28 protein-coding genes are annotated in these 24,768 nt (G+C 71.7%); 7 read left to right on the top strand and 21 right to left on the bottom strand.

Features of this window, described 5'->3' with window-relative positions; all coding sequences use genetic code 11:
- Positions 1-7 precede the first annotated feature (7 nt).
- From PBV52_RS11585 to PBV52_RS11605, 5 genes are read left to right on the top strand one after another with little or no spacing between them, the layout of a single operon-like run.
- Entirely contained in the window at positions 8-1,183 is a 1,176-nt protein-coding gene (locus tag PBV52_RS11585; protein ID WP_274238237.1) for an ADP-ribosylglycohydrolase family protein, read from the top strand.
- Complete coding sequence (locus PBV52_RS11590) at positions 1,171-2,595, top strand: ADP-ribosylglycohydrolase family protein (protein WP_274238238.1); 1,425 nt, start codon at positions 1,171-1,173, stop codon at positions 2,593-2,595. Before PBV52_RS11585 ends, PBV52_RS11590 begins: the two co-directional genes overlap by 13 nt.
- Entirely contained in the window at positions 2,592-3,485 is an 894-nt protein-coding gene (rbsK, locus tag PBV52_RS11595; RefSeq protein WP_274238239.1) for a ribokinase, read from the top strand. The genes PBV52_RS11590 and rbsK overlap by 4 nt, the downstream gene beginning before the upstream one ends.
- Entirely contained in the window at positions 3,482-4,723 is a 1,242-nt protein-coding gene (locus PBV52_RS11600; RefSeq protein ID WP_274238240.1) for a CaiB/BaiF CoA-transferase family protein, read from the top strand. Before rbsK ends, PBV52_RS11600 begins: the two co-directional genes overlap by 4 nt.
- A complete protein-coding gene (locus tag PBV52_RS11605) occupies positions 4,720-5,571 on the top strand; it encodes a CoA ester lyase (RefSeq protein WP_274238241.1) in 852 nt (283 codons plus the stop codon). Before PBV52_RS11600 ends, PBV52_RS11605 begins: the two co-directional genes overlap by 4 nt.
- A 66-nt stretch (positions 5,572-5,637) precedes the next feature.
- On the opposite strand, the gene lgt is transcribed toward PBV52_RS11605, so the two are convergent.
- The 11 genes from lgt to hisI form a co-directional block, all read right to left on the bottom strand.
- Positions 5,638-6,633, bottom strand: coding sequence for a prolipoprotein diacylglyceryl transferase (lgt, locus tag PBV52_RS11610; protein WP_274238242.1), 996 nt, complete (start codon positions 6,631-6,633; stop codon positions 5,638-5,640).
- 102 nt (positions 6,634-6,735) lie between these two features.
- Positions 6,736-7,512 carry a thioredoxin domain-containing protein gene (locus tag PBV52_RS11615; protein ID WP_274238243.1) on the bottom strand — a complete coding sequence of 259 codons (777 nt, stop codon included), beginning with the start codon at positions 7,510-7,512 and terminating at the stop codon, positions 6,736-6,738.
- A 119-nt stretch (positions 7,513-7,631) separates the two neighbouring features.
- Entirely contained in the window at positions 7,632-8,450 is an 819-nt protein-coding gene (gene trpA / locus PBV52_RS11620; protein ID WP_274238244.1) for a tryptophan synthase subunit alpha, read from the bottom strand.
- Positions 8,447-9,739, bottom strand: coding sequence for a tryptophan synthase subunit beta (gene trpB / locus PBV52_RS11625; protein ID WP_274238245.1), 1,293 nt, complete (start codon positions 9,737-9,739; stop codon positions 8,447-8,449). The genes trpA and trpB overlap by 4 nt, the downstream gene beginning before the upstream one ends.
- Positions 9,740-9,874: 135 nt before the next feature.
- Positions 9,875-10,048, bottom strand: coding sequence for a tryptophan biosynthesis modulator TrpM (gene trpM / locus PBV52_RS51685; protein ID WP_367669387.1), 174 nt, complete (start codon positions 10,046-10,048; stop codon positions 9,875-9,877).
- A gap of 22 nt (positions 10,049-10,070) precedes the next feature.
- The gene (gene trpC, locus PBV52_RS11630) at positions 10,071-10,880 is read right to left on the bottom strand and encodes an indole-3-glycerol phosphate synthase TrpC (RefSeq protein ID WP_274238246.1); all 810 of its coding nucleotides are present in this window, start codon (positions 10,878-10,880) and stop codon (positions 10,071-10,073) included.
- 135 nt (positions 10,881-11,015) lie between these two features.
- On the bottom strand, positions 11,016-11,456 hold the full coding sequence (locus tag PBV52_RS11635) for a DUF2752 domain-containing protein (protein ID WP_274238247.1): 441 nt from the start codon (positions 11,454-11,456) through the stop codon (positions 11,016-11,018).
- An 83-nt stretch (positions 11,457-11,539) separates the two neighbouring features.
- Positions 11,540-11,791, bottom strand: coding sequence for an HGxxPAAW family protein (locus tag PBV52_RS11640; RefSeq protein ID WP_274238248.1), 252 nt, complete (start codon positions 11,789-11,791; stop codon positions 11,540-11,542).
- A 195-nt stretch (positions 11,792-11,986) separates the two neighbouring features.
- Positions 11,987-12,628: a TIGR02234 family membrane protein gene (locus tag PBV52_RS11645; RefSeq protein ID WP_274238249.1), complete on the bottom strand. Its 642-nt coding sequence runs from the start codon at positions 12,626-12,628 to the stop codon at positions 11,987-11,989.
- Between the two features lie 59 nt (positions 12,629-12,687).
- Positions 12,688-14,175, bottom strand: a complete 1,488-nt coding sequence (locus tag PBV52_RS11650) for an anthranilate synthase component I (protein WP_274238250.1) — start codon at positions 14,173-14,175, stop codon at positions 12,688-12,690.
- An 11-nt stretch (positions 14,176-14,186) separates the two neighbouring features.
- Entirely contained in the window at positions 14,187-14,594 is a 408-nt protein-coding gene (gene hisI, locus PBV52_RS11655; RefSeq protein ID WP_373921848.1) for a phosphoribosyl-AMP cyclohydrolase, read from the bottom strand.
- A gap of 74 nt (positions 14,595-14,668) precedes the next feature.
- On the opposite strand from hisI, the gene PBV52_RS11660 reads away from it, so the two are divergent.
- On the top strand, positions 14,669-15,304 hold the full coding sequence (locus tag PBV52_RS11660; protein ID WP_274238252.1) for a TIGR03085 family metal-binding protein: 636 nt from the start codon (positions 14,669-14,671) through the stop codon (positions 15,302-15,304).
- A 4-nt stretch (positions 15,305-15,308) separates the two neighbouring features.
- Here PBV52_RS11660 and PBV52_RS11665 read toward each other — a convergent pair whose 3' ends face one another.
- The 10 genes from PBV52_RS11665 to hisD form a co-directional block, all read right to left on the bottom strand.
- A complete protein-coding gene (locus PBV52_RS11665) occupies positions 15,309-16,565 on the bottom strand; it encodes an MFS transporter (RefSeq protein ID WP_274238253.1) in 1,257 nt (418 codons plus the stop codon).
- Between the two features lie 10 nt (positions 16,566-16,575).
- Positions 16,576-17,166 carry a transcriptional regulator gene (locus tag PBV52_RS11670; protein ID WP_274238254.1) on the bottom strand — a complete coding sequence of 197 codons (591 nt, stop codon included), beginning with the start codon at positions 17,164-17,166 and terminating at the stop codon, positions 16,576-16,578.
- 117 nt (positions 17,167-17,283) lie between these two features.
- Positions 17,284-18,039: an imidazole glycerol phosphate synthase subunit HisF gene (gene hisF / locus PBV52_RS11675; protein ID WP_274238255.1), complete on the bottom strand. Its 756-nt coding sequence runs from the start codon at positions 18,037-18,039 to the stop codon at positions 17,284-17,286.
- A complete protein-coding gene (locus tag PBV52_RS11680) occupies positions 18,036-18,434 on the bottom strand; it encodes a RidA family protein (RefSeq protein WP_274238256.1) in 399 nt (132 codons plus the stop codon). Before PBV52_RS11680 ends, hisF begins: the two co-directional genes overlap by 4 nt.
- Positions 18,431-19,156 (bottom strand): bifunctional 1-(5-phosphoribosyl)-5-((5-phosphoribosylamino)methylideneamino)imidazole-4-carboxamide isomerase/phosphoribosylanthranilate isomerase PriA, encoded by a 726-nt coding sequence (gene priA, locus PBV52_RS11685; RefSeq protein ID WP_274238257.1) that lies wholly within the window; start codon positions 19,154-19,156, stop codon positions 18,431-18,433. The genes PBV52_RS11680 and priA overlap by 4 nt, the downstream gene beginning before the upstream one ends.
- 4 nt (positions 19,157-19,160) lie before the next feature.
- Positions 19,161-19,805 carry an imidazole glycerol phosphate synthase subunit HisH gene (gene hisH / locus PBV52_RS11690; protein WP_274238258.1) on the bottom strand — a complete coding sequence of 215 codons (645 nt, stop codon included), beginning with the start codon at positions 19,803-19,805 and terminating at the stop codon, positions 19,161-19,163.
- Entirely contained in the window at positions 19,805-19,969 is a 165-nt protein-coding gene (locus PBV52_RS11695; RefSeq protein ID WP_062710143.1) for a hypothetical protein, read from the bottom strand. Before PBV52_RS11695 ends, hisH begins: the two co-directional genes overlap by 1 nt.
- Positions 19,966-20,568, bottom strand: a complete 603-nt coding sequence (gene hisB, locus PBV52_RS11700; RefSeq protein ID WP_274238259.1) for an imidazoleglycerol-phosphate dehydratase HisB — start codon at positions 20,566-20,568, stop codon at positions 19,966-19,968. Before hisB ends, PBV52_RS11695 begins: the two co-directional genes overlap by 4 nt.
- Positions 20,565-21,680 (bottom strand): histidinol-phosphate transaminase, encoded by a 1,116-nt coding sequence (locus PBV52_RS11705; RefSeq protein ID WP_274238260.1) that lies wholly within the window; start codon positions 21,678-21,680, stop codon positions 20,565-20,567. Before PBV52_RS11705 ends, hisB begins: the two co-directional genes overlap by 4 nt.
- A complete protein-coding gene (gene hisD, locus PBV52_RS11710; RefSeq protein ID WP_274238261.1) occupies positions 21,677-23,002 on the bottom strand; it encodes a histidinol dehydrogenase in 1,326 nt (441 codons plus the stop codon). Before hisD ends, PBV52_RS11705 begins: the two co-directional genes overlap by 4 nt.
- A gap of 170 nt (positions 23,003-23,172) precedes the next feature.
- Between hisD and PBV52_RS11715 the strand changes: the two genes are divergently transcribed.
- The gene (locus PBV52_RS11715) at positions 23,173-24,762 is read left to right on the top strand and encodes an oxidoreductase (RefSeq protein ID WP_274238262.1); all 1,590 of its coding nucleotides are present in this window, start codon (positions 23,173-23,175) and stop codon (positions 24,760-24,762) included.
- The last annotated feature ends 6 nt before the right edge of the window (positions 24,763-24,768 follow it).

The following is a 24,768-nucleotide window of genomic DNA, read 5'->3' on the forward strand; positions in this document are numbered from 1 at the left end:
TCGGGGCATGACGCCCAAATCGGAAGAAAGCAGTGGCCCGCGTCTCGACGAGCGGATCACCGGCGCCCTGGTCGGCGCGGCGGTCGGCGACGCCCTCGGCGGGCCGGTGGAGGGCTACTCCCCCGACCAGATCCTTCAGCGCCACGGCGGCCGCGTCCACGGCATCGTCGGCCCCTGGAGCGGTGACGCCTGGCGCACGGCCCGCCCCCTCGCGCCGTACCACAAGGGCGACGGGCACGTCACCGACGACACGTTGATGACGCACGCGCTGATCCGGGTCTACGCGCGGGTCCGCGACCACCTGGACGCTTACGCGATCGCCGACCACCTGGTCCCGGACCTGATGACGAACCCGCGCTGGATCCCGGAGCTGGAGGCCGAGGCACTCCCGCTGCACCGGATCTTCCTGGCGGAGAAGTGGCTGGTGACCCGCCTCCACTACGGCCACGTGGACCCGCGAGAGGCCGGCGTCGGCAACATCGTCAACTGCGGCGCGGCGATGTACATGGCCCCGGTCGGCCTGGTCAACGCGGCCGACCCCAGGGCCGCGTACGCCGAGGCCCTGGACCTCGCGGGTGCCCACCAGTCGTCGTACGGCCGCGAGGCGGCGGGCGTCTTCGCGGCGGCGGTGGCGGCGGCGTGCAGCCCCGGGGCGACACCGGACTCGATCGTCACGGCCTGCCTGACGCTGGCGAAGGACGGCACGAGGGCGGCGATCGAGAAGGTCTGCGAAGCGGCGAGCCACTACACGGACTTCGAGTCGGCCCTGACCCCGCTCCGGGAGGCGGTCACCGCGTACGACACGGTGGGCCCCGACTACCGGCAGCCTTCCCTCGGCGCCCGCCGCCCCTCCCGCCTCCACGCGATCGAGGAACTCCCCATCGCCCTGGCCATGTTGCTGGTCGCGAACGGCGACTACCGCCAAGCGGTCCTGGGCGCGGTGAACTACGGCCGAGACTGCGACTCGATCGCGACGATGGCCGGCGCCCTGACCGGCGCCCTGGGCTCACCGCCCCCGCAGGACTGGTCGAAGACGGTCGCGGAAGCCAGCCGCCTCGACCTCTGGGAACCGCCCCGCACCCTGACCGAGGTCACGAGGGAGATCCACGCCCGGGACGTACAGCGCCGCCGAGCCCACGAAGCGGCCTTCACCGCACTGGAGGGCCGAGGATGCTCCGACTGACCTGGGTCCAGCCGGAGGACCTGCTGGGCCACGAGCTGCGCCAGGCGGCCCTGGACGGCCGGGAACCGTCGAGGATCGCGGAGAGGTGGAGGGCGGCGGGCGGCATGGAAGCTCCGCTGCGGGCCGGGGCGTCGACGGAACCGGCGTCGAGGTATCTGAGGACTCTCGCGGAGGACTTGCTGGACGAACTGGCCGACCTGCCCAGCAGGTTGAAGGACGACGAGCCGACGGACCTGGAGAAGATCAAGTCCCTGTGCCCGAACTGGCCGAGCGATTCCTGCACCTCCACAGCGCCCCCTGCGCCCCTCGCACCTCCTGCACCCCCCGCACCCGCCCGCTACGAAGCCGCCTGGCTGGGCCGAGCCGTCGGCTGCGTCCTCGGCAAACCCGTGGAAAAGCTCCCCCTGGAAGCCATCCGCCAGCTGGCCAAATCCACCGGTAACTGGCCCCTGACCACCTACTTCACCGCACGCGGCGTCCCCCAGGACCTGCTCACCACCCACCCCTGGAACCGCCGCTCAGCCCTCACCTCCCTCGCCGAGAACATCGACGGCATGCCCGAGGACGACGACCTCAACTACCCCCTCCTCAACCTCCTCCTGCTCAGGCGCCACGGCACAACCTTCACCACCACGGACGTAGCCCGCCTCTGGCTCGACGAACTCCCACCCGGCCGCACCTTCACCGCCGAACGCATCGCCCACCGCAACCTCCTCCTCGGCATCGAACCCCCGCACACGGCCCGGCACCGCAACCCCTTCCGCGAATGGATCGGCGCCCTGATCCGCGCGGACGTCCACGGCTGGACCAACCCCGGCAACCCCGCCGCCGCGGCCGAACAGGCCCACCGCGACGCCACCCTCACCCACACTGCCAACGGCGTCTACGCGGCGATGTTCACGGCGGCGGTCATCGCACAGGCGGCGACGGCGACCGGCACCCACGACATCCACACCTGCCTGCGCACCGGCCTCACGGTGATCCCCCCGAACTCCCGCCTGGCCAGAGCCATCCACCACGCCATCCGACTGGCCGAGACCCACGACGACTTCGACACGGTCGTCGACGAACTCCACGCCGCCCACGCGCACACCCACCACTGGGTCCACGCCCTGCCCAACACCGCCCTGATCACCGCCGCCCTCACCCACGCGGACGGCGATTTCACCGGCTCCATCTGCCGTGCCGTGTCGGGGGGTTGGGACACCGACTCCAACGGCGCGACGGCGGGCAGCATCGCCGCCCTCCTCACCGGCACCCCCGCCGCCCTCCCCGACCGCTGGACGGCCCCCCTCAAGAACCGTCTCGCCACCTCCGTCGCCGACTTCGACGGCACCGGCTTCGACGCGCTGGCCCGGCTCACGCACGAACTCGCCCACCGGCTCACCCCCTTGGAGGCCACTCGCCCATGACCGACATCGTCGTGCTCGGCAGCACGAACATGGACCTCGTCACCTACGTCGAAAAGGCCCCGCAGCGCGGCGAGACCGTGACGGGCCGGGAGTTCCGTACGATCCCCGGCGGCAAGGGCGCCAACCAGGCGATCGCGGCGGCCCGCGCGGGCGGCGCCGTCACGATGATCGGCGCCGTCGGCAACGACGCCTTCGGCACCCGCCTGCGCTCCACCCTCGAACACTCCGGCGTCGACACCGACGACCTCCGCACGGCCGAGGGCCCGTCCGGCACCGCGCACATCGTCGTGGACGACGAGGGCGGCAACTCGATCGTCGTGATCCCCGGCGCGAACGGCACGCTGGACCATCTGAGCCCCGGCGACGAGGGCGTCATCGCCTCCGCCGGCACCCTGCTGCTCCAGCTGGAGATCCCCCTGGCCGCGGTCCTCGCCGGCGCCCAGGCGGCCCACCGCCACGACGTCCGTACGATCCTCACCCCCGCGCCCGCCCAGCCGCTCCCCCGCGAACTCCTCGCCACCATCGACCTGTTGGTCCCCAACGAACAGGAGGCCACCACCCTCACCGGCCGCACCGACCCCCGAGAGGCGGCCATCGCGCTGCTCGACCAGGTGCCCGAGGTCGTCGTCACCCTGGGCGCGGCCGGCAGCCTGTACGCCACCCGCGGCGCCGACCCCGTGACCGTCCCGGCGCCGAAGGTGACCGCCGTCGACTCCACCGGCGCCGGCGACACCTTCGTCGGCGCCCTCGCGGTGGCGCTCGGCGAGGGACGACCGATGCGGGAGGCGCTGGCGTGGGCGGCGGAGGCCGCGGCCCTGTCGGTGCAGCGGGAGGGCGCCTCGGTGTCGATGCCGTACCGCCCCGAGATCGACGCACGGTACGCCTCATGACCGCGCCCGGCCCCCAGCCCCGTACCGCCCCCGCCCCTCTCCGTACCGCCCCCGCCCCTCCCCTGACCGGCCTGCGCGTCCTCGACCTCGCCACCCTCTTCGCCGGCCCCCTCGCCGCCACGATGCTCGGCGACTTCGGCGCGGAGGTCATCAAGGTCGAGCACCCCGCGAAGCCGGACCCCTCCCGCGGCCACGGCCCCTCGAAGGACGGCGTGGGCCTGTGGTGGAAGGTCCTCGGCCGCAACAAGCGCACGATCACCCTGAACCTCTCCAAGCCCGGCGGCCGCGCCACCCTCCTGCGCCTGGCCGCGACCGCGGACGTCGTCATCGAGAACTTCCGCCCGGGCACCCTGGAGAAATGGGACCTCGGCTGGCCGGAACTCTCCGCCGCCAACCCCCGCCTGGTCCTCACCCGCGTCACCGGCTTCGGCCAGTTCGGCCCCTACGCCCACCGCCCCGGCTTCGGCACCCTCGCCGAGGCGATGAGCGGCTTCGCCGCGCTCACCGGCGAACCGGACGCGCCGCCGACGCTCCCGCCGTTCGGCCTGGCCGACTCGATCGCCGCCCTCGCGACCGCGTACGCGGTGCTGACGGCACTGGCCGCGCGCGAGCGCACCGGCGAGGGCCAGGTCGTCGACATGGCCCTCATCGAGCCGATGCTGATGGCCCTCGGCCCCCAGCCGACCTGGTACGACCAGCTGGGCTACGTCCAGGAGCGCACCGGCAACCGCTCCGCCAACAACGCCCCGCGCAACACGTACCGCACCGCGGACGGAGGCTGGGTCGCCGTCTCCACCTCCGCCCAGTCGATCGCCGAGCGGGTGATGCACCTGGTGGGGCGCCCCGAGCTGATCGACGAACCGTGGTTCGCGACCGGCGCCGACCGGGCCCGCCACGCCGACGTCCTCGACCGGGCGGTCGGCGACTGGATCGCCCGCCACACCCGCGCCGACGTCCTCGCCGCCTTCGAGAAGGCGGAGGCGGCGGTGGCCCCGATCCAGGACGTACGGGACGTGATGACGGACCCCCAGTACGCGGCCCTCGACACGATCACCACCGTCGACGACCCCGAACTCGGTCCCCTCCGCATGCAGAACGTCCTCTTCCGCCTCTCCGCCACCCCCGGCACGATCCGCTGGCCGGGCCGCCCGCACGGCGCGGACACGGACGAGATCCTCACCGACCTGGGCCTGACCCCCGCCGAACTGGCGGCCCTGCGCGAGGAGGGCGCCCTGTGACGATCCCGGCAACGCCCGTCCCCTTCCCCCTGACCTGGCTGTACGCCCCCGGAGACCGCCCCCGGGTGGTGGCCAAGGCCCTGACGTCCGGCGCCGACATCGTCATCGTCGACCTGGAGGACGCGGTGGCCCCGGACCGCAAGGACTACGCCCGCGCGGCCACGGCCGACCTGCTCGCCGAGCCGGAGCACCCCGTTCCCGTCCACGTCCGCGTGAACGCCCTGGGCACCCCGCCCGCGGCGAAGGACCTCGAGGCGCTGGCCGCCCTTCCCGGCCTGTCCGGTCTGCGCCTGCCGAAGGTGACCTCCGCCGAGCAGGTCATCCACCTCGCCGAGACCACACCGCCCACCGACCCGGGCGCGCCCCCGCTGCACGCCCTCCTGGAATCGGCCCTGGGCATCGAGCGCGCCCATGCCATCGCCTCCGCCCACCCCTGCCTCCACGGCATCTCGCTGGGCGAGGCGGACCTACGGACCGACCTGGGCGTACGGGGCGACGCGGGCCTCGACTGGTCACGCTCCCGCGTCGTCGTCGCCGCGCGGGCCGCGGGGCTGCCCCCACCGTCGCAGTCGATCCACCCGGACATCCGCGACCTGGAGGGCCTGGCGGCATCCTGCGCCCACGGCCGCACCCTGGGCTTCCTGGGCCGCGCGGCCATCCACCCCCGCCAACTCCCGGTGATCGAACGGGCCTACCTCCCCACGGAGGCGGAACTGGAACAGGCGGAGACGATCCTCAAGGCAGCGGCGACAGAACACGGCGCCCAGGCCCTGCAGGACGGAACCTTCATCGACGCGGCGGTGGTTGCGGCGGCCCAGCGGACCCTGTCGCTGGCGCGCCGGCGCTGACCACGCCCACACACAACGAGGGCGCCCGGGAAGTCCCGAGCGCCCTCATCACCGTAGAACCGAGCCTTACGCCTTCTTCGTCGCCGACTCGGCCTCGTCGCTCGGTTCCTTCTCGTCCTCAGCGTCCGACGCGTCCGCCTCGGCCTTGTCGCCCTCAGCCTTGTCGCCGTCGGTCTTCTTGGCGTCGGCCGTCCCGGCGTCGGTCTCGGTACCGCCCTCGGCCGCACCGTCGGTCTCACCGCCGGAGGCACCCGGCTCGACCACGGCCTCCCGGCCCGGGCGCTTCTTCGCCGACACCACGAGGTACGTCACGGCCAGCAGGAACACGACCAGCGCGGTCCAGACGTTCAGCCGCACACCCAGGATGTGGTGGGCGTCGTCGACGCGCATGTACTCGATCCACGCGCGGCCCGCGCAGTACGCGGCGACGTACAGCGCGAACGCCCGCCCGTGTCCCAGCTTGAAGCGGCGGTCGGCCCAGATCACCAGCAGCGCGACGCCGATGCACCACAGGGACTCGTACAGGAACGTCGGGTGGTAGGTGCCCGGCACCCGCCCGTCCGTCGAGGACGTGATCTTCAGCGCCCACGGGAGGTCGGTCGGCCGGCCGTACAGCTCCTGGTTGAACCAGTTGCCCCAGCGCCCGATCGCCTGGGCGAAGGCGATGCCGGGGGCGACGGCGTCGGCGTACGCGGGCAGCGGGATGCCCCGGCGGCGGCAGCCGATCCACGCGCCCAGCGCGCCGAGCGCGATCGCACCCCAGATGCCGAGGCCGCCCTCCCAGATCTTGAAGGCGTCCACCCAGTCACGGCCCTCGCTGAAGTACAGCTCGTAGTCCGTGATCACGTGGTAGAGGCGTCCGCCGACGAGGCCGAAGGGCACGGCCCAGACCGCGATGTCGGCCACCGTGCCGACCCGCCCGCCTCGGGCGACCCAGCGTTTGTTGCCGAGCCAGACGGCTACGAAGACACCGATGATGATGCAGAAGGCGTAGCCGCGCAGCGGAATGGGGCCGAGGTGGATCACCCCGCGCGACGGGCTGGGAATGTAGGCAAGTTCCATGGCAAGGTCGACGCTACCCTGCCGGGCGGCAGCGATGGCAGGCAGCCCGGCTACGGGTCCATAACGGGCAGCACCTTGAACAGGCCCCGTCCCGCGGGAGCGTCACCCCTTGGCGGCCTCCTCCACCATCTGCTTCAGCTTCGCCGGCGTCATCGTCTGGTCCTGGTAGATGTTCTTGCCGTTCAGCAGCACCGTCGGCGTGCCGCTGAAGCCGCCCTTCTGGAACGCCTCGTTGGACTTGCCGACCCAGCTGTTGTGCGTGCCGTCCTCCACGCACTTGCGGAAGGCGGGCGTGTCCAGACCCTTGACCTTGGCCGCGAGCTCCAGGAGCTTGCTGTTCTTGGCGAAGGCGTCGTCGATCTCGGGGGGCTGGTTCTGGTACAGCACGTCGTGGTAAGGCGTGAACTTCCCGGCGTCCTGGGCGCAGGCCGCGGCATTGGCGGCGTTCCGGGAGCCGGTGCCGCCCATGTTGCCGTCGATGATCGTCGCCAGGTGGTAGTCGACCTTGAGCTTGCCGGACTCCGTCAGCTCGTGGATCGTCGATCTGTACCCGTCCTCGAAGGACTTGCAGGCCGGGCAGCGGAAGTCCTCCCAGACGGTGAGCGTCGACTTGGCGCTCGCCTCGCCCACCGGGATCGCGAGTCCGTCCTTGCCCTGCGCCCCCGAGGGCCCGACCACCGGCCCCGCCGCGTCACTGCCGTCGTCCTTGCCCGCGTTCGCCGCGACGACTCCGATCACCGCCGCGAGTCCCAGGACGCAGACGACGCTCGCGCCGACGATCAGCGCACGGCGCCGCTTGTCGGCGGCCTTCTGCTTGTCACGCTCGACCGCCAGCCGCTCCCGGGCAGTCCGCTTTCCCTCACGATTCTTTTCGCTCACACCCGCAGAAACGAACCGGGGAGGCGCAGCGCGCCTCCCCGGCCTCAGGTCCACCCGTTCGAGCGACTCGTACGGAATGACCTTCTTCTGAAGATGTCTCCTACGTCCGAGGACGCCGCCTACGCCTGTCCGCGCACGCCCTTCGCCAGCTCGCCCGCGAGCGCGCGAACGGCCTCGACGCCGGCCGCGTCGTCCGGCGCGTCCAGCATCCGCTTGACGAAGGCCGAGCCGACGATCACGCCGTCGGCGAAGCCGGCGACCTCGGCGGCCTGCTCGGCGTTGGAGACGCCGAGCCCGACGCAGACGGGCAGGTCGGTGCCGGTGGCCCGGGTGCGCTCGACCAGGTCCTGGGCCTGCGCGCCGACCGACTCACGGGTGCCGGTGACACCCATCAGCGAGGCGGCGTAGACGAACCCGCTGCCCGCCGCGGTGATCTGCCCGAGCCGCTCGTCCTTGCTGCTGGGCGCCACGACGAAGACCGTCGCGAGCCCGTGCTTCTCGGCGTGCTCCCTCCACAGGGCCGACTCCTGGACGGGCAGGTCGGGCAGGATGCAGCCCGCGCCGCCCGCCTCCGCCAGCTCGGCGGTGAAGCGCTCGACGCCGTAGCGGTCGATGGGGTTCCAGTACGTCATGACGAGGATCGGCTTCCCGGTGGCCTCGTAGGCCTCCCGGACCGTACGCATGACATCCGCGATCTTGACGCCGCCGCGCAGGGCGATGTCGTCGGCGGTCTGGATGACGGGGCCGTCGAGGACGGGGTCGCTGTGCGGCAGACCGACCTCCACGACGTCCGCGCCGCCGTCGAGTGCGGCCTTGATCGCCTCGATGCCGCCGTCCACGGTCGGGAACCCGGCCGGGAGGTAGGCGATGAGAGCGGAGCGGCCCTCGGCCTTGGCGGCGGCGAGGGTGCCCGTCAACAGCTCGATGTTGCCGCTCACTTGGCGTCCCCCTCGATCTCGGCGATGTCGCTGTCGGCGTCCGCCGCGACGGTCGCGTCGGCCTCGGTGTCGTACAGGCCGAAGTAACGGGCGGCCGTGTCCATGTCCTTGTCGCCGCGCCCGGACAGGTTGACCACGATCAGCCCGTCCTTGCCCAGCTCCTTGCCGACCTCCAGGGCACCGGCGAGCGCGTGGGCGCTCTCGATGGCCGGGATGATGCCCTCGGTCTGCGACAGCAGGCGCAGCGCCTGCATGGCCGCGTCGTCGGTGACCGCACGGTACTCGGCGCGACCGCTGTCCTTGAGGTAGGAGTGCTCGGGGCCGATGCCGGGGTAGTCCAGACCGGCCGAGATCGAGTACGGCTCGGTGATCTGGCCCTCCTCGTCCTGCAGGACGTAGGAGCGGGAGCCGTGCAGGATGCCGGGCTCGCCGACGGTCAGGGTGGCCGCGTGCTCGCCCGTCTCGACGCCGTGCCCGGCGGGCTCGCAGCCGATGAGGCGTACGTCCGTGTCCGGGATGAAGGCGTGGAAGAGACCGATGGCGTTGGAGCCGCCGCCGACGCAGGCGACGGCGGCATCGGGCAGGCGGCCGGCGCGCTCCAGGAGCTGGCGGCGCGCCTCGACGCCGATCACGCGGTGGAAGTCGCGGACCATGGCGGGGAAGGGGTGCGGGCCGGCGACCGTACCGAAGAGGTAGTGGGTGTGGTCGACGTTGGCCACCCAGTCGCGGAACGCCTCGTTGATGGCGTCCTTGAGGGTGCGCGAGCCCGACTTCACGGCGATGACCTCGGCGCCGAGCATGCGCATCCGGGCCACGTTGAGGGCCTGGCGCTGGGTGTCGATCTCGCCCATGTAGATGGTGCACTCGAGGCCGAACAGCGCGCAGGCGGTGGCCGTCGCGACGCCGTGCTGACCGGCGCCGGTCTCGGCGATGACCCGGGTCTTGCCCATGCGCTTGGTGAGCAGGGCCTGGCCGAGCACGTTGTTGATCTTGTGGGAGCCGGTGTGGTTGAGGTCCTCGCGCTTGAGGAACACGCGGCAGCCGCCGGCGTGCTCGGCGAACCGAGGCACCTCGGTGAGGGAGCTGGGACGGCCGGTGTAGTTGACCAGCAGGTCGTCGAGCTCTCGGGCGAACTCGGGGTCGTGCTTGGCCTTGTCGTACTCGACGGCCACCTCGTCCACGGCGGCGACGAGGGCCTCCGGGATGAACTTGCCGCCGAACGTGCCGAAGTAGCCTTCGGCGCTGGGGACCTGACCCTCGGGGTCAGGAATGAAAAACTCGCTGGGCATGCGGAAACCTCACGGTGAGTGTGTGTGAATGCACTAATCGCCGTGGGGGCGGGGCTTTGTCAGTCGGCTACCGGCTGGCTGTGGCTTGTCGCGCTCGCGCGGCGGTAGCCCCAAATCAAACAGCGTCCCGCGCCCCTAGGGGGCGCGCTGCCATCGACGGCCGTTTACCTGTCCCGGTTCGTCACCGATGACGTAGCGGACCCTCCGCCCATGCACCCTGCGCGCAGGCGCGCGGCAGCCCCGGGGTCGGCAGCCGCGCGCGAGGCGGGCGTACGGGTCCCGGGTCGTCAGGGTGGTCGGGAGAGTCATCGGGGGTAAGCCTAGCGGGTGATCAGCCGCGCCCGTGCCGCAGTGCGGGGTGCTCGCCCGCCGCCACCAGGTCGGCGACCGCCGTCTTCGGGTCCTTGCCCGTGACCAGGGACTCGCCGACCAGGACCGCGTCGGCGCCGGCGTTGGCGTACGCGATGAGGTCGTGCGGGCCCCGGACGCCGGACTCGGCGACCTTGACGAGGCCGGCGGGGATCTCGGGCGCGATGCGCTCGAACGTCCCGCGGTCGACCTCCAGGGTCTTCAGGTTCCGCGCGTTGACACCGATGATCTTCGCGCCCGCGTCCACGGCACGCTCGACCTCGTCCTCGTCGTGCACCTCGACCAGCGGGGTCAGGCCGATGGAGACCGCACGCTCGATCAGCGACTCCAGCGCCGACTGGTCGAGGGCCGCGACGATCAGCAGCGCGAGGTCGGCGCCGTACGCCCGGGCCTCCCACAGCTGGTACGACGTGACGATGAAGTCCTTGCGCAGGACCGGGATGTCCACGCGCGCGCGGACCGCCTCCAGGTCGGCCAGCGAGCCGCCGAAGCGCCGCTGCTCCGTCAGGACGGAGATGACGGCCGCGCCGCCCGCCTCGTAGTCCGCGGCGAGTCCCGCCGGGTCGGCGATCGCGGCCAGCGCGCCCTTGGAGGGGCTGGAGCGCTTGACCTCGCAGATGACCTTGACGCCGTCGCCGCGGAGGGCGGCCACGCCGTCCTTGGCCGCGGGAGCCTTCGCCGCGCGCTCCTTGAGCTCGTCGAGGCTGACGCGCGCCTGCCGCTCCGCGAGGTCGGCACGGACTCCGTCGATGATCTCGTCGAGCACACTCACGCGAGCGGCCCCCTTCCAGACGGTCGGTTGTGAAAGCAGTACGAAAACTATGGTCACTGCGATGGTATCCGGAGGAGGGCGTAGGCCTCGCATCCGGTTGACGCCGGTCCCACTACCTGGACGTTCTCCAGTTGATCAAGGGTGTAGCCAGCCACCGAAGGGCAGGTTCCGGACAACCGTGAAGACCAGCAGCAACGCGCCCGCGGTCCACAGCTGCACCGGCCCGGGATCGATCCTGAGCGGCCGCCCCCGCACCGCACGGACCACCCATACGGTCCACACCACGGCGAAGAGCACATAGCCGGTGACCGCCATCGCGTTGTCCTGGAGCGCCGCCAGGAAGTCCCCGTGGACGACCGCGTGCGCACTGCGGAGTCCGCCGCAGCCGGGGCAGTAGATGCCGGTGTACTGCAGCAGCGGGCAGGCGGGGTAGTGACCGGGCTCGTTCGGGTCCACGGCGCCGACGTACGCGAAGGCCCCGACGACGACGGCGAGCACCCCCGCCGGAACGGCCAGTCGCCCCAGCGCGGCACCGGGCCGGGTCGGCCTCCGGTTGTCGGCGTTCACGTGTTGCATTGTGCCCCCCCGAACGCGCGTGAGGGGCGCTCCCTGGCACCGCGCCGGTGCCGGGTCGCCCCTCAGCGAAGTCGTACGACCACTCAGCTCTCGACGGCCGCCGCCTCGCGCTCCTGCGTCATGAGCAGCGCCTTGTGAGCGTCCTTCGGCTGGCCCATGCCCATCGCGCTCATGATCCAGCCGACGACGCCGCCGAGGACCACGACGCCCATGCCGGCCCAGAAACCCGCGGGCTGGGCCATCACCATGAAGGCGCCCGAGACGCAGAAACCGATGAAGGCGATCGTGACACCGGTCCAGGCGGCCGGGGTGTGACCGTGGCTGCTGCCCGCCATTGCTTGCTCCTCGTTGCTGAAGTACATGTCCGAGCCGGAAGCTCGCTGCCATTGTCGCGCACGCGTGAGCCTGAGGTGATCGGGGGTAGCCCTCTTGAGTCGACGCCGGGAAGGGCAGCCAACCCAGGGGGCGCGAGGAACTGCGCGACCAACCTCCACCGGCCGCAGGTGGATTACCGGCCTCCCCGCGGAGTGCTACGCGCCGGTCGGGTCCTCGCCCCGGTCGAGGGCCTTCCAGAGCTCCTCGGGCCGGTCGGGGTCGGTGGCCTCGGCCTTGCGGCGCGGCCGGGGGGTGCCGCCGCGCTCGTAGCGGCCGGACATCCCGGGCCACAGCCGGCCGTAGCGCAGGGCCAGTAGCCCGGCGAGCAGGATCAGGGCGCCACCGGCGGCCGCGACGTACGGCCAGGCGGTGTGTGTGAGGGCCTGGACGGTGGCCGAGGTGTCGCCGGAGGCCTGCGCGGCCTTCTCGTCGAGCGCGGAGCTGTCGGAAGCGCCGAGCAGGGCCGCTGCGACGGTGCCGGCGCCGGAGAGCGCGAGCAGGCCGGCGACCATGAAGCGGCCGGCCCGGCGGACGGCGAAGACGGCGACGAGCGCGGCCAGCCCCACTATGGCCAGGGCCGCGGGGACGCCGGTGACGTCGCTGCCCTTGGCAATCAGCGGGAACGGGCCGTCGGCCACCGTCACGGTGCCCTCCGACCAGCGCTGCCGGGTGGCGAGCAGCGCCACGACCGCGCCGAGCGCCCCGCACAGCAGGGCGACGGCGAGACTCATACGGCCGGCCCGGGCGGAACCGGGGGCTTCGGAACGGGGGTGCGGTACAGCAGTCACGTACTCCACTATCACCCGAACCCCGAACGATCAGTCACCCGGGGTTCGGATGAGAGGGCCACCCGGGTTCACGTGAGTCGGTTCGCGGTGTGTACCGCCCGCAGTACCGCCGCCGCCTTGTTCCGGCATTCGGTGTCCTCGGCGACCGGGTCCGAGTCGGCGACGATGCCCGCGCCCGCCTGGACGTACGCCGTGCCGTCGCGCAGCAGGGCCGTACGGATCGCGATGGCGGTGTCGGAGTCGCCCGCGAAGTCGAGGTAGCCGACGCAGCCGCCGTACAACCCCCGCCTGGACGGCTCCAGTTCGTCGATGATCTGCATCGCGCGGGGCTTGGGGGCGCCGGAGAGGGTGCCGGCCGGGAAGCAGGCCGTCAGGACGTCGAAGGCCGTGCGGCCGGGTGCCACGCGTCCCGTCACGGTCGAGACGATGTGCATCACGTGGGAGTACCGCTCGATGGACATGAAGTCGACGACCTCGACGGAGCCGGGTTCGCAGACCCGGCCCAGGTCGTTGCGGCCCAGGTCGACCAGCATGAGGTGCTCGGCGCGCTCCTTGGGGTCGGCGAGCAGCTCGTCGGCGAGGGCCTGGTCCTCCTGCGGGGTGGCGCCGCGCCACCGCGTCCCGGCGATGGGGTGGACCATCGCCTGCCCGTCCTCGACCTTCACGAGCGCTTCCGGCGAGGAGCCGACGACGTCGAAGCCGTCGAAGCGGAACAGGTACATGTACGGCGAGGGATTGGTCGCCCGCAGCACCCGGTAGACGTCCAACGCGCTTGCCGTGCACGGCGTTTCGAAGCGCTGGGAGGGGACCACCTGGAAGGCCTCGCCGGCCCGGATGCGCTCCTTGATGTCCTCGACGGCCTCCTGGAAGTCCTCGCCGCCCCACAGGGCGGTGTAGTCGGGGAGCTCGGAGGGCGGGAGCACGGCCGGGGGCTGGGCGACCGCGCGCGAGAGGTCGGCCTGCATGGCGTCGAGGCGGGCGATCGCGTCCGCGTAGGCCTCGTCGACACCGGTGTCGAGGTCGTTGTGGTTGATCGCGTTGGCGATCAGCAGGACCGAGCCCTCCCAGTGGTCCATGACGGCGAGGTCACTGGTGAGCAGCATGGTCAGCTCGGGCAGCCCCAGGTCGTCCCGCTCGCCGGGGCCGATCTTCTCCAGGCGGCGCACGATGTCGTAGCCGAGGTAGCCGACCATGCCGCCGGTGAAGGGCGGCAGGTTCAGGTCGTGGGCGAGGTCGCGCGGGGTGTGCAGGGCCTCGATGGTGGCGCGCAGGGCGGCGAGCGGGTCGCCCCCGGCGGGGACGCCGACGGGCGGGGTACCGAGCCAGTGGGCCTGCCCGTCGCGCTCGGTGAGCGTCGCCGCGGACCGTACGCCCACGAACGAATAGCGGGACCAGGAGCGGCCGTTCTCCGCGGACTCCAGCAGGAAGGTGCCGGGGCGCTCGGCAGCGAGCTTGCGGTAGAGGGCGACCGGGGTGTCGCCGTCGGCGAGGAGCTTGCGGGTGACCGGAATGACACGGCGGTCGGTGGCCAGCTTGCGGAAGGTCTCGAGGTCCATGGCGGCTGACCTTACTGATCCGTGGCCGGTACGCCGGAATCGGCGTCCTTGAGCAGCACATCCACGTCGAAGCAGGTGCGCGCGCCGGTGTGGCAGGCGGCGCCGACCTGGTCGACCTTGACGAGCACGGTGTCGGCGTCGCAGTCGAGGGCGACGGACTTGACCCACTGGAAGTGGCCGGAGGTGTCGCCCTTGACCCAGTACTCCTGACGGCTGCGCGACCAGTAGGTGCAGCGGCCGGTGGTGAGCGTGCGATGCAACGCCTCGTCGTCCATCCAGCCGAGCATCAGCACCTCTCCGGTGTCGTACTGCTGGGCGATGGCGGGCAGGAGCCCGTCCGCGCTGCGCTTGAGGCGCGCGGCGATCTCGGGGTCCAGCCGACTGGGCTGGCTGGGCGTGCTCGTGGTCATGCCTGCCATTGTGCCGCGCGCCACTGACAACCCTGGGTGACCGTCCATTGGGCGGACCTCGTACGTGGTCGTAGGCTGACTGCATGTCGACCTTCGCCAAGCGTGAACGACTTCTCCTGGCCGACCTCTTGGAGGCCGAGGGCCCGGACGCCCCCACCCTCTGCGAGGGCTGGACGACCCGTGATCTCGCCGCGCACGTAGTGGTGCGCGAGCGCCGCCCCGACGCTGCCGCCGGCATTCTGATCAAGCCGCTCGCGCCACGCCTGGACAGGGCGATGGAGGAGTTCGCGGCGAAGCCGTACGAGGAGCTGATCCAACTCATCCGCACCGGCCCGCCGCGCTTCTCGCCCTTCCAGCTCAAGCAGATCGACGAGGCGTCGAACACGATCGAGTTCTACGTCCACACGGAGGACGTCCGCCGGGCCCAGCCGGACTGGACGGCGCGCGAACTCGATCCGGTGTTCCAGGACGCCCTCTGGTCGCGCCTGGAGCGCTCCGCCCGCCTGATGGGCCGCAGCGCACCCACAGGCCTGGTGCTGCGCCGCCCCGACGGCCAGACGGCGGTCGCCCACCGGGGCACGCCGGTCGTCACGGTGACCGGCGAGCCGTCGGAGCTGCTGATGTTCTCCTACGGCCGCCAGAGCGCCGCCAAGGTCGAGCTGGACGGCGACAAGGACGCGATCGCCAAGCTGCACGAGGGCAAGCAGCTGGGGATCTGAGAGGTCACTTCGGGAGTTCGGCGCGGCGCAGACCGGGCACGCACAGGGCGATCACTCCGCCCAGCCCGCACACCGCCGCGCTGACCACGAAGACCGGGCCGGTGCCCCAGGCGCCGATGGCGGTGGCAGACAGGGGCATGCTGAGCGGCGCGAATCCGAGGCTGACCAGCCCGGAGACGGCGGTGACGCGGCCCAGGTAGGCGGCGTCGGCCTGGGTCTGCAGCAGGGCGCCGCACATGGCGCCGCTGAGCCCGGCGAGCAGTCCGATGAGCAGGGCGACCCCGACGGCGGCGACCACGCCGGGCACGAAGGCCAGGGCGCCGATCGCGAACGACCCGGCGAGGATCGTGTACCCCGCCACCTGCCCGGCGTGCGGCAGGCGTCCGCGCACGGTCAGCAGCAGGGACGCGGCACCCGCGCCGACGCCGAAACCGGCGAGCACCCAGCCCATTCCGGAGGCACCCCAGCCGCGCTCGTCGGCCAGCAGGGTCAGGCCGACGTTGAGCGGGCCGACGAAGCCGAGGTCGCCGAGGGCGATGGCCAGCATCAGCGGAGCGAGCACCTGGTGGCGGCGGATGTAGCCGAGGCCGGCCACCAGATCGCGCCAGGCGGTGCCGGCCTGCGCGGCCGCCTTGTCGTCGGCGGGCAGCTCACGTACGCGCACGGAGATCAGCAGTGGCACCGACACCGCGATGAGCAGTCCGGCGAGGCCGAACGCGGCCGCCGCGCCCCCGACCGCGACCCCGAGACCGCCGAGCGGAGCGCCGATGACGCTCGCGAAGCGGATCCCGAGACCTCGCATGCCCTGCACGCGCGCGAGCTGGTCGCGTGTCGTCACGCGCGCGGGGAGCGCGCCCACGGCCGGCATGAACACGGCGTCGACGGTGCCGAAGACCAGGGCGAGCGCGGCCAGCGGCCACAGGCCCGGGGTGGTGAGGAACAGCAGCCCGGCCACCGCGAGGACGGCCGCGCACCGCACCGCGTCGCTGCCGATGACGACCTTGCGCGGCCCGAGCCGGTCGGCGATCACTCCCCCACCCAGCATCAGCAGCGCCCGCGGCACGGCGCTCACCGCCATGACCACTCCGGCCTGGGACGGCGAACCGGCCTGTACGGCCGCCCAGGACAGGGCGATGTAGTAGACGCTGTCGCCGATCATCGAGGAGGTGTAGGCGGCGAGCCAGCGCAGGACGTTGGGGTCGCGGTGGGCGGGGCGCTCCGCGACCGGTGTGGCCTCTGGGGCGGTGAGCGTCGAAGGCACGTCGGTCCTCTCAGGTCCGGAACGGGAAGGCGTACGTGTGCAGCGCGACGTTCTCGCGCCCCTCGGTCTCTCCTGCGGCGTCGGCGGCGCGGCCCTGCTCGTCGTACCGGCGGAGCAGGGCGAGCAACTCCTTGTTCAGCTCGACCAGTTCGTCCGCCGTGAGACGCAGGTTGGACTCGGAGGACTCGGCCGCCCGGTTCCACTCGGGGCCCCAGTGGGCCCGCTCGTCGAGCCAGCGTCGGTACATGTCCGTGCGCTGCTCGGCGAAGAGCCTGCTCGCGGCCGTGTGCGCGGCCGCCTTCTCCGGGGCGTCGCGGAAGTCCTCGTCGCGGATGCTCACGCCGTCCGAGGCGGGCCGCCACCACCGCTCGCGACCGTCCGCGCTCTGCGGCTCGGCCTCCTCGATGAGCCCGTGCTCGGCGAGCTTGCGCAGGTGGTAACTGACCAGTGAGACCGCCTCGTCGACCTGCTCGGCGAGCTGTGAGGCGGTGGCGACCTGGGCGATCGTCAGCCCTCGCAGAAGGTTCATCCGCAACGGGTGGGCGAGCGCCTTGAGGGTGCCCAGGTCCGTGATCCGGCGGTCTCTTTCGCTGCCTGTCATGCCCCCACCGTAGATACGAAAGGAAAGTTGCACAATAGATTTTGCGCAATTTCCCTTTCGTATCTGCCCACGAGAAAGCCCCGGCCGCGTCGAGCGCGACCGGGGCTCAGCCCGGTGTCAGCGGACGGGGTGCCCCGCCTCCCGCAACGCCTGCTTCACCTCGCCGATCCGCAGATCCCCGAAGTGGAACACGGACGCCGCGAGCACCGCGTCCGCGCCCGCCTCGACGGCCGGTGCGAAGTCGGCGAGCTTGCCGGCGCCGCCGGAGGCGATGACCGGGACCGTCACGTGCTTGCGTACCGCCTCGATCATCTCGAGGTCGTAGCCGTCCTTCGTGCCGTCCGCGTCCATCGAGTTGAGCAGGATCTCGCCCGCCCCCAGCTCGGCGGCGCGGTGCGCCCACTCGACGGCGTCGATGCCGGTGCCCTTGCGGCCGCCGTGGGTGGTGACCTCGAAGGTGCCCTCGGGGGTGCGCCGCGCGTCCACCGACAGCACCAGCACCTGCCGCCCGAAGCGCTCGGCGATCTCACGGATCAGCTCGGGCCGGGCGATGGCGGCGGTGTTGACGCCCACCTTGTCGGCGCCCGCGCGCAGCAGCTTGTCCACGTCCTCGGCCGTGCGGACGCCGCCGCCGACCGTCAGCGGGATGAACACCTGCTCGGCCGTACGGCGCACCACGTCGTACGTGGTCTCGCGGTTGCCCGACGAGGCGGTGATGTCCAGGAACGTCAGCTCGTCGGCGCCCTCGGCGTCGTACACCTTGGCCATCTCGACGGGGTCGCCCGCGTCGCGCAGGTTCTGGAAGTTGACGCCCTTGACGACCCGGCCGTTGTCCACGTCCAGGCAGGGGATGACTCGTACGGCCAGGGTCATGACTGGGGTGCCTCTCGGTACGCCTCCACCTCGACCTCGACGACCAGGCTGGGGTCCACGAAGCCGGAGACGATGATCATGGATGTGGCGGGCCGGACCGAGTCGAACAGCTCCTTGTGAGCGCGTCCGACCTCGTCCACGTCCCGGGCGTGGGTGATGTACATGCGCGTACGTACGACGTCGTCGCGGCCGAGCCCCAACTGCTTCAACGCCGCGAACGCGACGTTGAAGGCGTTGACCGTCTGCTCGTACGGACCGCCTCCGGCGATCTGGCCGTCCACTATGGACGTGCAGCCGGAGACCAGCACCAGGCCGTTCGGCAGTTCGACCGCCCGGGCGTAGCCGAAGGCGTCCTCCCAGGGCGCGCCCGTCGTGACGCGTCGTACGTCGCTCACTCGGCTACCGCCTCCAGGGCCTCTTCCAAGGTGAACGCCTTCGCGTACAGGGCCTTCCCGACGATGGAGCCCTCGACACCGAGGGGCACCAGCTCGGCGATGGCCCGCAGGTCGTCCAGGGACGAGACACCGCCGGAGGCGACCACCGGGCGGTCCGTCGCCGCGCAGACGTTCTTCAGCAGCTCCAGGTTCGGGCCCTGCAGCGTGCCGTCCTTGGCGATGTCCGTGACGACGTAGCGCGCGCAGCCCTCGCTGTTGAGGCGCTCCAGCGTCTCGTAGAGGTCGCCGCCGTCGCGGGTCCAGCCGCGGCCGCGCAGGGTCGTGCCGCGTACGTCGAGGCCGACGGCGATCTTGTCGCCGTGCTCGGCGATGACCTTGGCGACCCACTCGGGGGTCTCCAGAGCGGCCGTGCCGAGGTTCACACGCGTGCAGCCCGTGGCGAGCGCGGCGGCCAGGGAGGCGTCGTCGCGGATGCCGCCGGACAGCTCCACCTTGATGTCCATCGCCTTCGCGACCTCGGCGATCAGCTCACGGTTGTCGCCCGTGCCGAAGGCGGCGTCCAGGTCGACCAGGTGCAGCCACTCGGCGCCCGACCGCTGCCAGGCGAGGGCGGCCTCCAGCGGAGAGCCGTAGGAGGTCTCGGTGCCGGACTCGCCGTGCACGAGGCGGACGGCCTGGCCGTCGCGGACGTCGACGGCGGGGAGGAGTTCGAGCTTGGCCATGTCTCTACAGGGTTCCGATCCAGTTGGTGAGCAGCTGCGCTCCGGCGTCGCCGGACTTCTCGGGGTGGAACTGCGTGGCCCACAGGGCGCCGTTCTCCACGGCGGCCACGAAGGGCTTGCCGTGCGTCGACCAGGTGACCTTGGGAGCCTGCATCAGCGGGTTGTGCACCTCCAGGGCCCAGTCGTGGACCGCGTAGGAGTGCACGAAGTAGAAGCGCGCGTCCGCGTCCAGGCCGGCGAACAGCTCGGTGCCGGCCGCCACGTCCACGGTGTTCCAGCCCATGTGGGGCACGATGTCGGCCTGCAGCGGCTCGACCGAGCCGGGCCACTCGCCGAGGCCCTCGGTCTCGACGCCGTGCTCGATGCCCCGCGCGAACAGGATCTGCATGCCGACGCAGATGCCCATCACCGGGCGCCCCCCGGCCAGCCGTCGCTCGACGACCCAGTCGCCGCGCGCCTCCTTCAGGCCCTGCATGCAGGCCGCGAAGGCGCCGACGCCCGGCACCAGCAGGCCGTCGGCGTTCATGGCCTTGTCGAAGTCACGGGTGATCTCGACGTCGGCTCCCGCGCGCGCGAGGGCGCGTTCGGCGGAGCGGACGTTGCCGAAGCCGTAGTCGAAGACGACGACCTTCTTCGAGACAGTGCTCATCAGTTCCACACCTCCAGCCTCAGGATGCCCGCGACGAGACACATCGCGGCGCCGATCGACAGCAGCACGATGAGGCTCCTCGGCATCTGCTGCTTGGCGAAGGAGATGATCCCGCCGACGAGGAAGAGGCCGACGACGATCAGGACCGTGGAAAGGCCGTTCACAGCGCGCCCTTCGTGGAGGGCAGGATGCCGGCCGCGCGCGGGTCGCGCTCGGAGGCGTACCGCAGGGCCCGGGCCAGCGCCTTGAACTGGCACTCCACGATGTGGTGGGCGTTGCGCCCGTACGGCACGTGCACGTGCAGCGCGATCTGGGCCTGGGCGACGAAGGACTCCAGGATGTGCCGGGTCATCGTGGTGTCGTACTCGCCGATCATCGGCGCCATGTTCTCGGGCTCGGTGTGCACGAGGTACGGGCGGCCGGACAGGTCGACGGTGACCTGGGCGAGGGACTCGTCCAGCGGGACCGTGCAGTTGCCGAATCGATAGATCCCCACCTTGTCGCCGAGCGCCTGCTTGAAGGCGGCGCCCAGCGCGAGGGCGGTGTCCTCGATGGTGTGGTGCGAGTCGATGTGCAGGTCGCCCTCGGTCTTCACGGTCAGGTCGAACAGACCGTGCCGGCCGAGCTGGTCGAGCATGTGGTCGTAGAAACCGACGCCGGTCGACACATCGACCTTGCCGCTGCCGTCGAGACCGATCTCGACGAGCACCGACGTCTCCTTGGTGACCCGCTCGATTCTTCCGACGCGGCCTTCGCGAGTCATGCGCTCTGCTCCTTCATCAGTTCACGTACCGCGTCGAGGAACGCGTCGTTCTCCTCCGGGGTTCCGGCGCTGACCCGCAGCCACCCCGGAATGCCGTTGTCCCGGACCAGCACACCCCGGTCGAGGATCTTCTGCCAGGCGGCGTGGGAGCCGCCCTCGTCGTCGAACCGCCCGAACTGCACGAAGTTCGCGTCGGACTCCACGACCTCGTATCCGGCCGCTCGCAACTCGCTCACCAGCCGGTCCCGCTCCGACTTCAGCTGCTCGACGTACTTCAGCAGCGTGTCCGTGTGCTCCAGGGCGGCCAGAGCGGTCGCCTGGGTGACGGCCGACAGGTGGTAGGGCAGCCGTACGAGCTGGACGGCGTCCACCACGGCCGGGTGCGCGGCGAGATAGCCGAGGCGCAGGCCGGCGGCGCCGAAGGCCTTGGACATCGTGCGGGAGACGACGAGATTCGGCCGACCTTCGAGCAGTGGCAGCAGCGAGTCGCCGTGGCTGAACTCGATGTACGCCTCGTCGACCACGACCATCGACGGCTTGGCCGCCTGCGCGGCCTCGTACAGGGCGAGGACCGTCTCGGGCGGGACCGCGTTGCCCGTGGGGTTGTTGGGGGTGGTGATGAAGACGACGTCCGGCCGGTGCTCGGCGATGGCCTTCTCGGCGGCGGCGAGGTCGATCGTGAAGTCCTCGTTGCGCGGACCCGAGATCCAACCGGTGCCGGTGCCACGCGCGATGAGGCCGTGCATCGAGTACGACGGCTCGAAGCCGATGGCCGTACGGCCGGGCCCGCCGAAGGTCTGCAGCAGCTGCTGGATGACCTCGTTGGAGCCGTTGGCCGCCCAGACGTTCGCCAGGCCGACCTGGTAGCCGGACGTGTCCGTCAGGTACTTGGCGAGCTGGGTGCGCAGCTCGACCGCGTCCCGGTCCGGGTACCGGTTGAGGTTCCGGGCCGCCTCGCGGACGCGCTCGGCGATCCGTTCGACCAGCGGCTCGGGCAGCGGGTAGGGGTTCTCATTGATGTTCAGCCGTACGGGCACGTCCAACTGGGGCGCGCCGTAAGGGGACTTGCCGCGCAGTTCGTCCCGTACGGGGAGATCGTCGATGCCAGTCACTTGCTTCCGGGTACCTTCCAACCGAACCGAGCCTTGATCGCCGCACCGTGTGCCGGCAGGTCCTCCGCCTCCGCCAGCGTGACCACGTGATGCGCGACCTCGGCCAGCGCGTCCTTGGTGTAATCGACGATGTGGATGCCGCGCAGGAAGGACTGGACGGACAGCCCGGAGGAGTGGCAGGCGCAACCGCCGGTCGGCAGGACGTGGTTGGAGCCGGCCGCGTAGTCGCCCAGCGACACCGGTGCCCAGGGGCCGATGAAGATGGCGCCCGCGTTCCGCACGCGGTCGGCCACCGCGGCAGCGTCCGCCGTCTGGATCTCCAGGTGCTCGGCGCCGTAGGCGTCCACGACCCGCAGGCCCTCGTCGACCCCGTCGACCAGCACGATCGCGGACTGCCTGCCCTTGAGGGCCGGGACGATCCGGTCGTCGATGTGCTTGCTGGCCGCGACCTGCGGCTCCAGCTCCTTCTCCACCGCGTCCGCGAGCTCGACGGAGTCGGTGACGAGGACGGCGGCGGCGAGCGGGTCGTGCTCGGCCTGGCTGATCAGGTCGGAGGCGACGTGCACCGGGTCGGCGGTGGAGTCGGCCAGGATCGCGATCTCGGTCGGGCCCGCCTCGGCGTCGATGCCGATCTTGCCGGTGAAGTAGCGCTTGGCGGCGGCGACCCAGATGTTGCCGGGGCCGGTGACCATGTTGGCCGGCGGGCAGGACTCGGTGCCGTACGCGAACATCGCGACGGCGGTCGCGCCACCGGCGGCGTAGACCTCGTCGACACCGAGCAGCGCGCAGGCGGCGAGGATCGTCGGGTGCGGGAGGCCCCCGAACTCGGCCTGGGCCGGGGAGGCGAGGGCGATCGACTCGACCCCCGCTTCCTGCGCGGGCACCACGTTCATGATCACGGAGGACGGGTAGACCGACCGGCCGCCGGGCGCGTACAGCCCGACACGGTCGACCGGCACCCACTTCCCGGTCACGCTGCCGCCGGGCACGACCTGGGTCGTGTGGGCCGTACGGCGCTGTTCGCGGTGGACGAGACGGGCACGGCGGATGGACTCCTCCAGGGCCGCGCGCACGGCCGGGTCGAGCTCCTCCAACGCGCGCGTGAGCGCCGCTGCGGGCACCCGCACCTGGTCGAGCTTGACCCCGTCGAACTTCTCGGCGAAGTCGATCAGCGCCGCGTCGCCCCGATGATGCACGGCCTCGCAGATCGGACGCACCTTCTCCAGGGCGGCCGAGACGTCGAAGTCGGCTCGGGGCAGCAGGTCGCGCAGGGCGGGGCCCTCGGGAAGGGCGTCGCCGCGCAGATCGATTCGGGAGATCACGGGCTCAATTCTCTCAGACCCATGTCCGGCGTCGTTCGCGCGTATCAATGGCTGATACAGATCCCTCCGGGAACCCGGAAGATCACCTTCACGTCTAGCGTTCGGGGCGTCACTCAGCGGGCATGAACAGTTGTACGAACCCATGAGTAGATGAGGGGGATGGGCGAAACGTGACCGAAGGTGCCGGCCTCCGCGACGGAGACCTGCCGGACGACCTGCCGAACGACCTGACCGCCGCCGAACTCGGCATGTGGCAGGCCTTCCGCAACGGCAGCGTGTACGACCTGAGCAGCGGCGACACGGTCGTCGACGATCCGCACGGCGGGCATCCCTGGGGAGACGAGCGGACCGTACGCGCGCGGATCATCTGCTGGCTGCTGCTGGACGGCCCGCCCGCCCTGGCCGGCCGGGTGTCCTCGCTGAAGCTCGTCGGCGTACGGATCAGCGACGCGATGGACCTCGCGGGCGGCACGGTGGTGCCGTACGTCGAGATGCGCGGCTGCCGCTTCGACCAGGAGATCCGGCTGCCGGAGGCCCACTTCACGACCGTGCGGCTGGTGGACTGCGCGGTGCCGCGGCTGGAGGCGGCCCGGGTGCACACCGAGGGTGACCTGCATCTGCCGCGCTGCCGCTTCCAGGGCGGCATCCGCCTCACCGACGCGCAGATCGGCACGGATCTGCTGCTCAACCAGGCGATCGTGTACCGCGACCGCAGCGGCCGCTCGATCGCCGCGGACGGCATCAGCGTCGGCCAGGACCTGCAGGCCGAGATGCTGGAGTCGCACGGCGAGCTGAGCCTGCGCGGCGCCAACATCGGCGTGTCGCTGAGCCTGCGGGGCGCGCGGCTGGTCAACCCGTACACCCGGCTCGCGCTGAACGCCCCCCAGCTGACCGTCGGACGCACGCTGTATCTGACCCCGGCGGGCGTCGGCAGTCCGCTGCTGAGCGGCCGCACCCCCGCGCACGGGACGCGCATCCAGCGCTTCGCGTGCCAGGGCGGGGTACGCCTGGACGACGGGCGGTTCGGGGACGCGGTCGACCTGGAGCGGGCCCGGTTCACCTTCACCGACGAGCAGGAGCTGTCCCTGCGCCGCATCCAGACGCCCGAGCTGCGCTTCCTCGGGGAGCGGCCGGAGCGCGGCCGGGTGGCGCTCTCGGGGGCGCGGGTGGTCAACCTGATGGACCGGGCGGACGCCTGGCCCGGCCCGGGTCTGCTGCACATGGGCGGCTTCAGCTACGAGAACCTCGTGCCGCGCGGCCCGTTCCCGCTGGAACGGCGGCTGGAGTGGGTGGCCGCCGCGACCGCCGAGTACAACCCGGAGCCGTACGAGCTACTGGCCTCCGTCCTGCGCAACGGCGGTGAGGACGAGGACGCGCGCGAGGTGCTGCTCGCCAAGCAGCGCCGACGCCGCGAGACGCTGCCGCCCGCGGCCAAGCTGTGGGGATACGCGCAGGACTGGATGGTCGCCTACGGCTATCGGCCGGGTCGCGCCGCCGTGTGGATGGCGGTGCTGTGGGCGGCCAGTTCGGTGGCCTTCGCACACGCCGACCATCCACCGCTGAAGGGCGGCGAGCATCCGACCTGGAACCCGGCCCTGTTCGCCCTCGACCTGCTGCTGCCGGTCATCGACCTGGGCCAGGTCGGGTTCTGGCAGCTGAGCGGCGCCTGGCAGTGGCTGGCCGCGGCGATGATCCTGCTGGGCTGGATCCTGGCGACGACGGTGGCGGCGGGGGCGACCCGTATGCTGCGGCGGAGCTGAGACGGC

This window comes from Streptomyces sp. T12 (assembly GCF_028736035.1).
GTDB lineage: Bacteria > Actinomycetota > Actinomycetes > Streptomycetales > Streptomycetaceae > Streptomyces.

Bases quoted from the DNA above. Each gene is read 5' to 3' on its own strand.
- PBV52_RS11585 (WP_274238237.1), top strand. From the start codon at position 8: ATGACGCCCAAATCGGAAGAAAGCAGTGGCCCGCGTCTCGACGAGCGG.
- PBV52_RS11590 (WP_274238238.1), top strand. From the start codon at position 1,171: ATGCTCCGACTGACCTGGGTCCAGCCGGAGGACCTGCTGGGCCACGAG.
- rbsK (WP_274238239.1), top strand. From the start codon at position 2,592: ATGACCGACATCGTCGTGCTCGGCAGCACGAACATGGACCTCGTCACC.
- PBV52_RS11600 (WP_274238240.1), top strand. From the start codon at position 3,482: ATGACCGCGCCCGGCCCCCAGCCCCGTACCGCCCCCGCCCCTCTCCGT.
- lgt (WP_274238242.1), bottom strand. From the start codon at position 6,633: ATGGAACTTGCCTACATTCCCAGCCCGTCGCGCGGGGTGATCCACCTC.
- trpB (WP_274238245.1), bottom strand. From the start codon at position 9,739: ATGCCCAGCGAGTTTTTCATTCCTGACCCCGAGGGTCAGGTCCCCAGC.
- trpM (WP_367669387.1), bottom strand. From the start codon at position 10,048: ATGACTCTCCCGACCACCCTGACGACCCGGGACCCGTACGCCCGCCTC.
- PBV52_RS11635 (WP_274238247.1), bottom strand. From the start codon at position 11,456: ATGCAACACGTGAACGCCGACAACCGGAGGCCGACCCGGCCCGGTGCC.
- PBV52_RS11640 (WP_274238248.1), bottom strand. From the start codon at position 11,791: ATGGCGGGCAGCAGCCACGGTCACACCCCGGCCGCCTGGACCGGTGTC.
- PBV52_RS11650 (WP_274238250.1), bottom strand. From the start codon at position 14,175: ATGGACCTCGAGACCTTCCGCAAGCTGGCCACCGACCGCCGTGTCATT.
- hisI (WP_373921848.1), bottom strand. From the start codon at position 14,594: ATGGCAGGCATGACCACGAGCACGCCCAGCCAGCCCAGTCGGCTGGAC.
- PBV52_RS11660 (WP_274238252.1), top strand. From the start codon at position 14,669: ATGTCGACCTTCGCCAAGCGTGAACGACTTCTCCTGGCCGACCTCTTG.
- PBV52_RS11670 (WP_274238254.1), bottom strand. From the start codon at position 17,166: ATGACAGGCAGCGAAAGAGACCGCCGGATCACGGACCTGGGCACCCTC.
- hisF (WP_274238255.1), bottom strand. From the start codon at position 18,039: ATGACCCTGGCCGTACGAGTCATCCCCTGCCTGGACGTGGACAACGGC.
- priA (WP_274238257.1), bottom strand. From the start codon at position 19,156: ATGGCCAAGCTCGAACTCCTCCCCGCCGTCGACGTCCGCGACGGCCAG.
- hisH (WP_274238258.1), bottom strand. From the start codon at position 19,805: ATGAGCACTGTCTCGAAGAAGGTCGTCGTCTTCGACTACGGCTTCGGC.
- hisB (WP_274238259.1), bottom strand. From the start codon at position 20,568: ATGACTCGCGAAGGCCGCGTCGGAAGAATCGAGCGGGTCACCAAGGAG.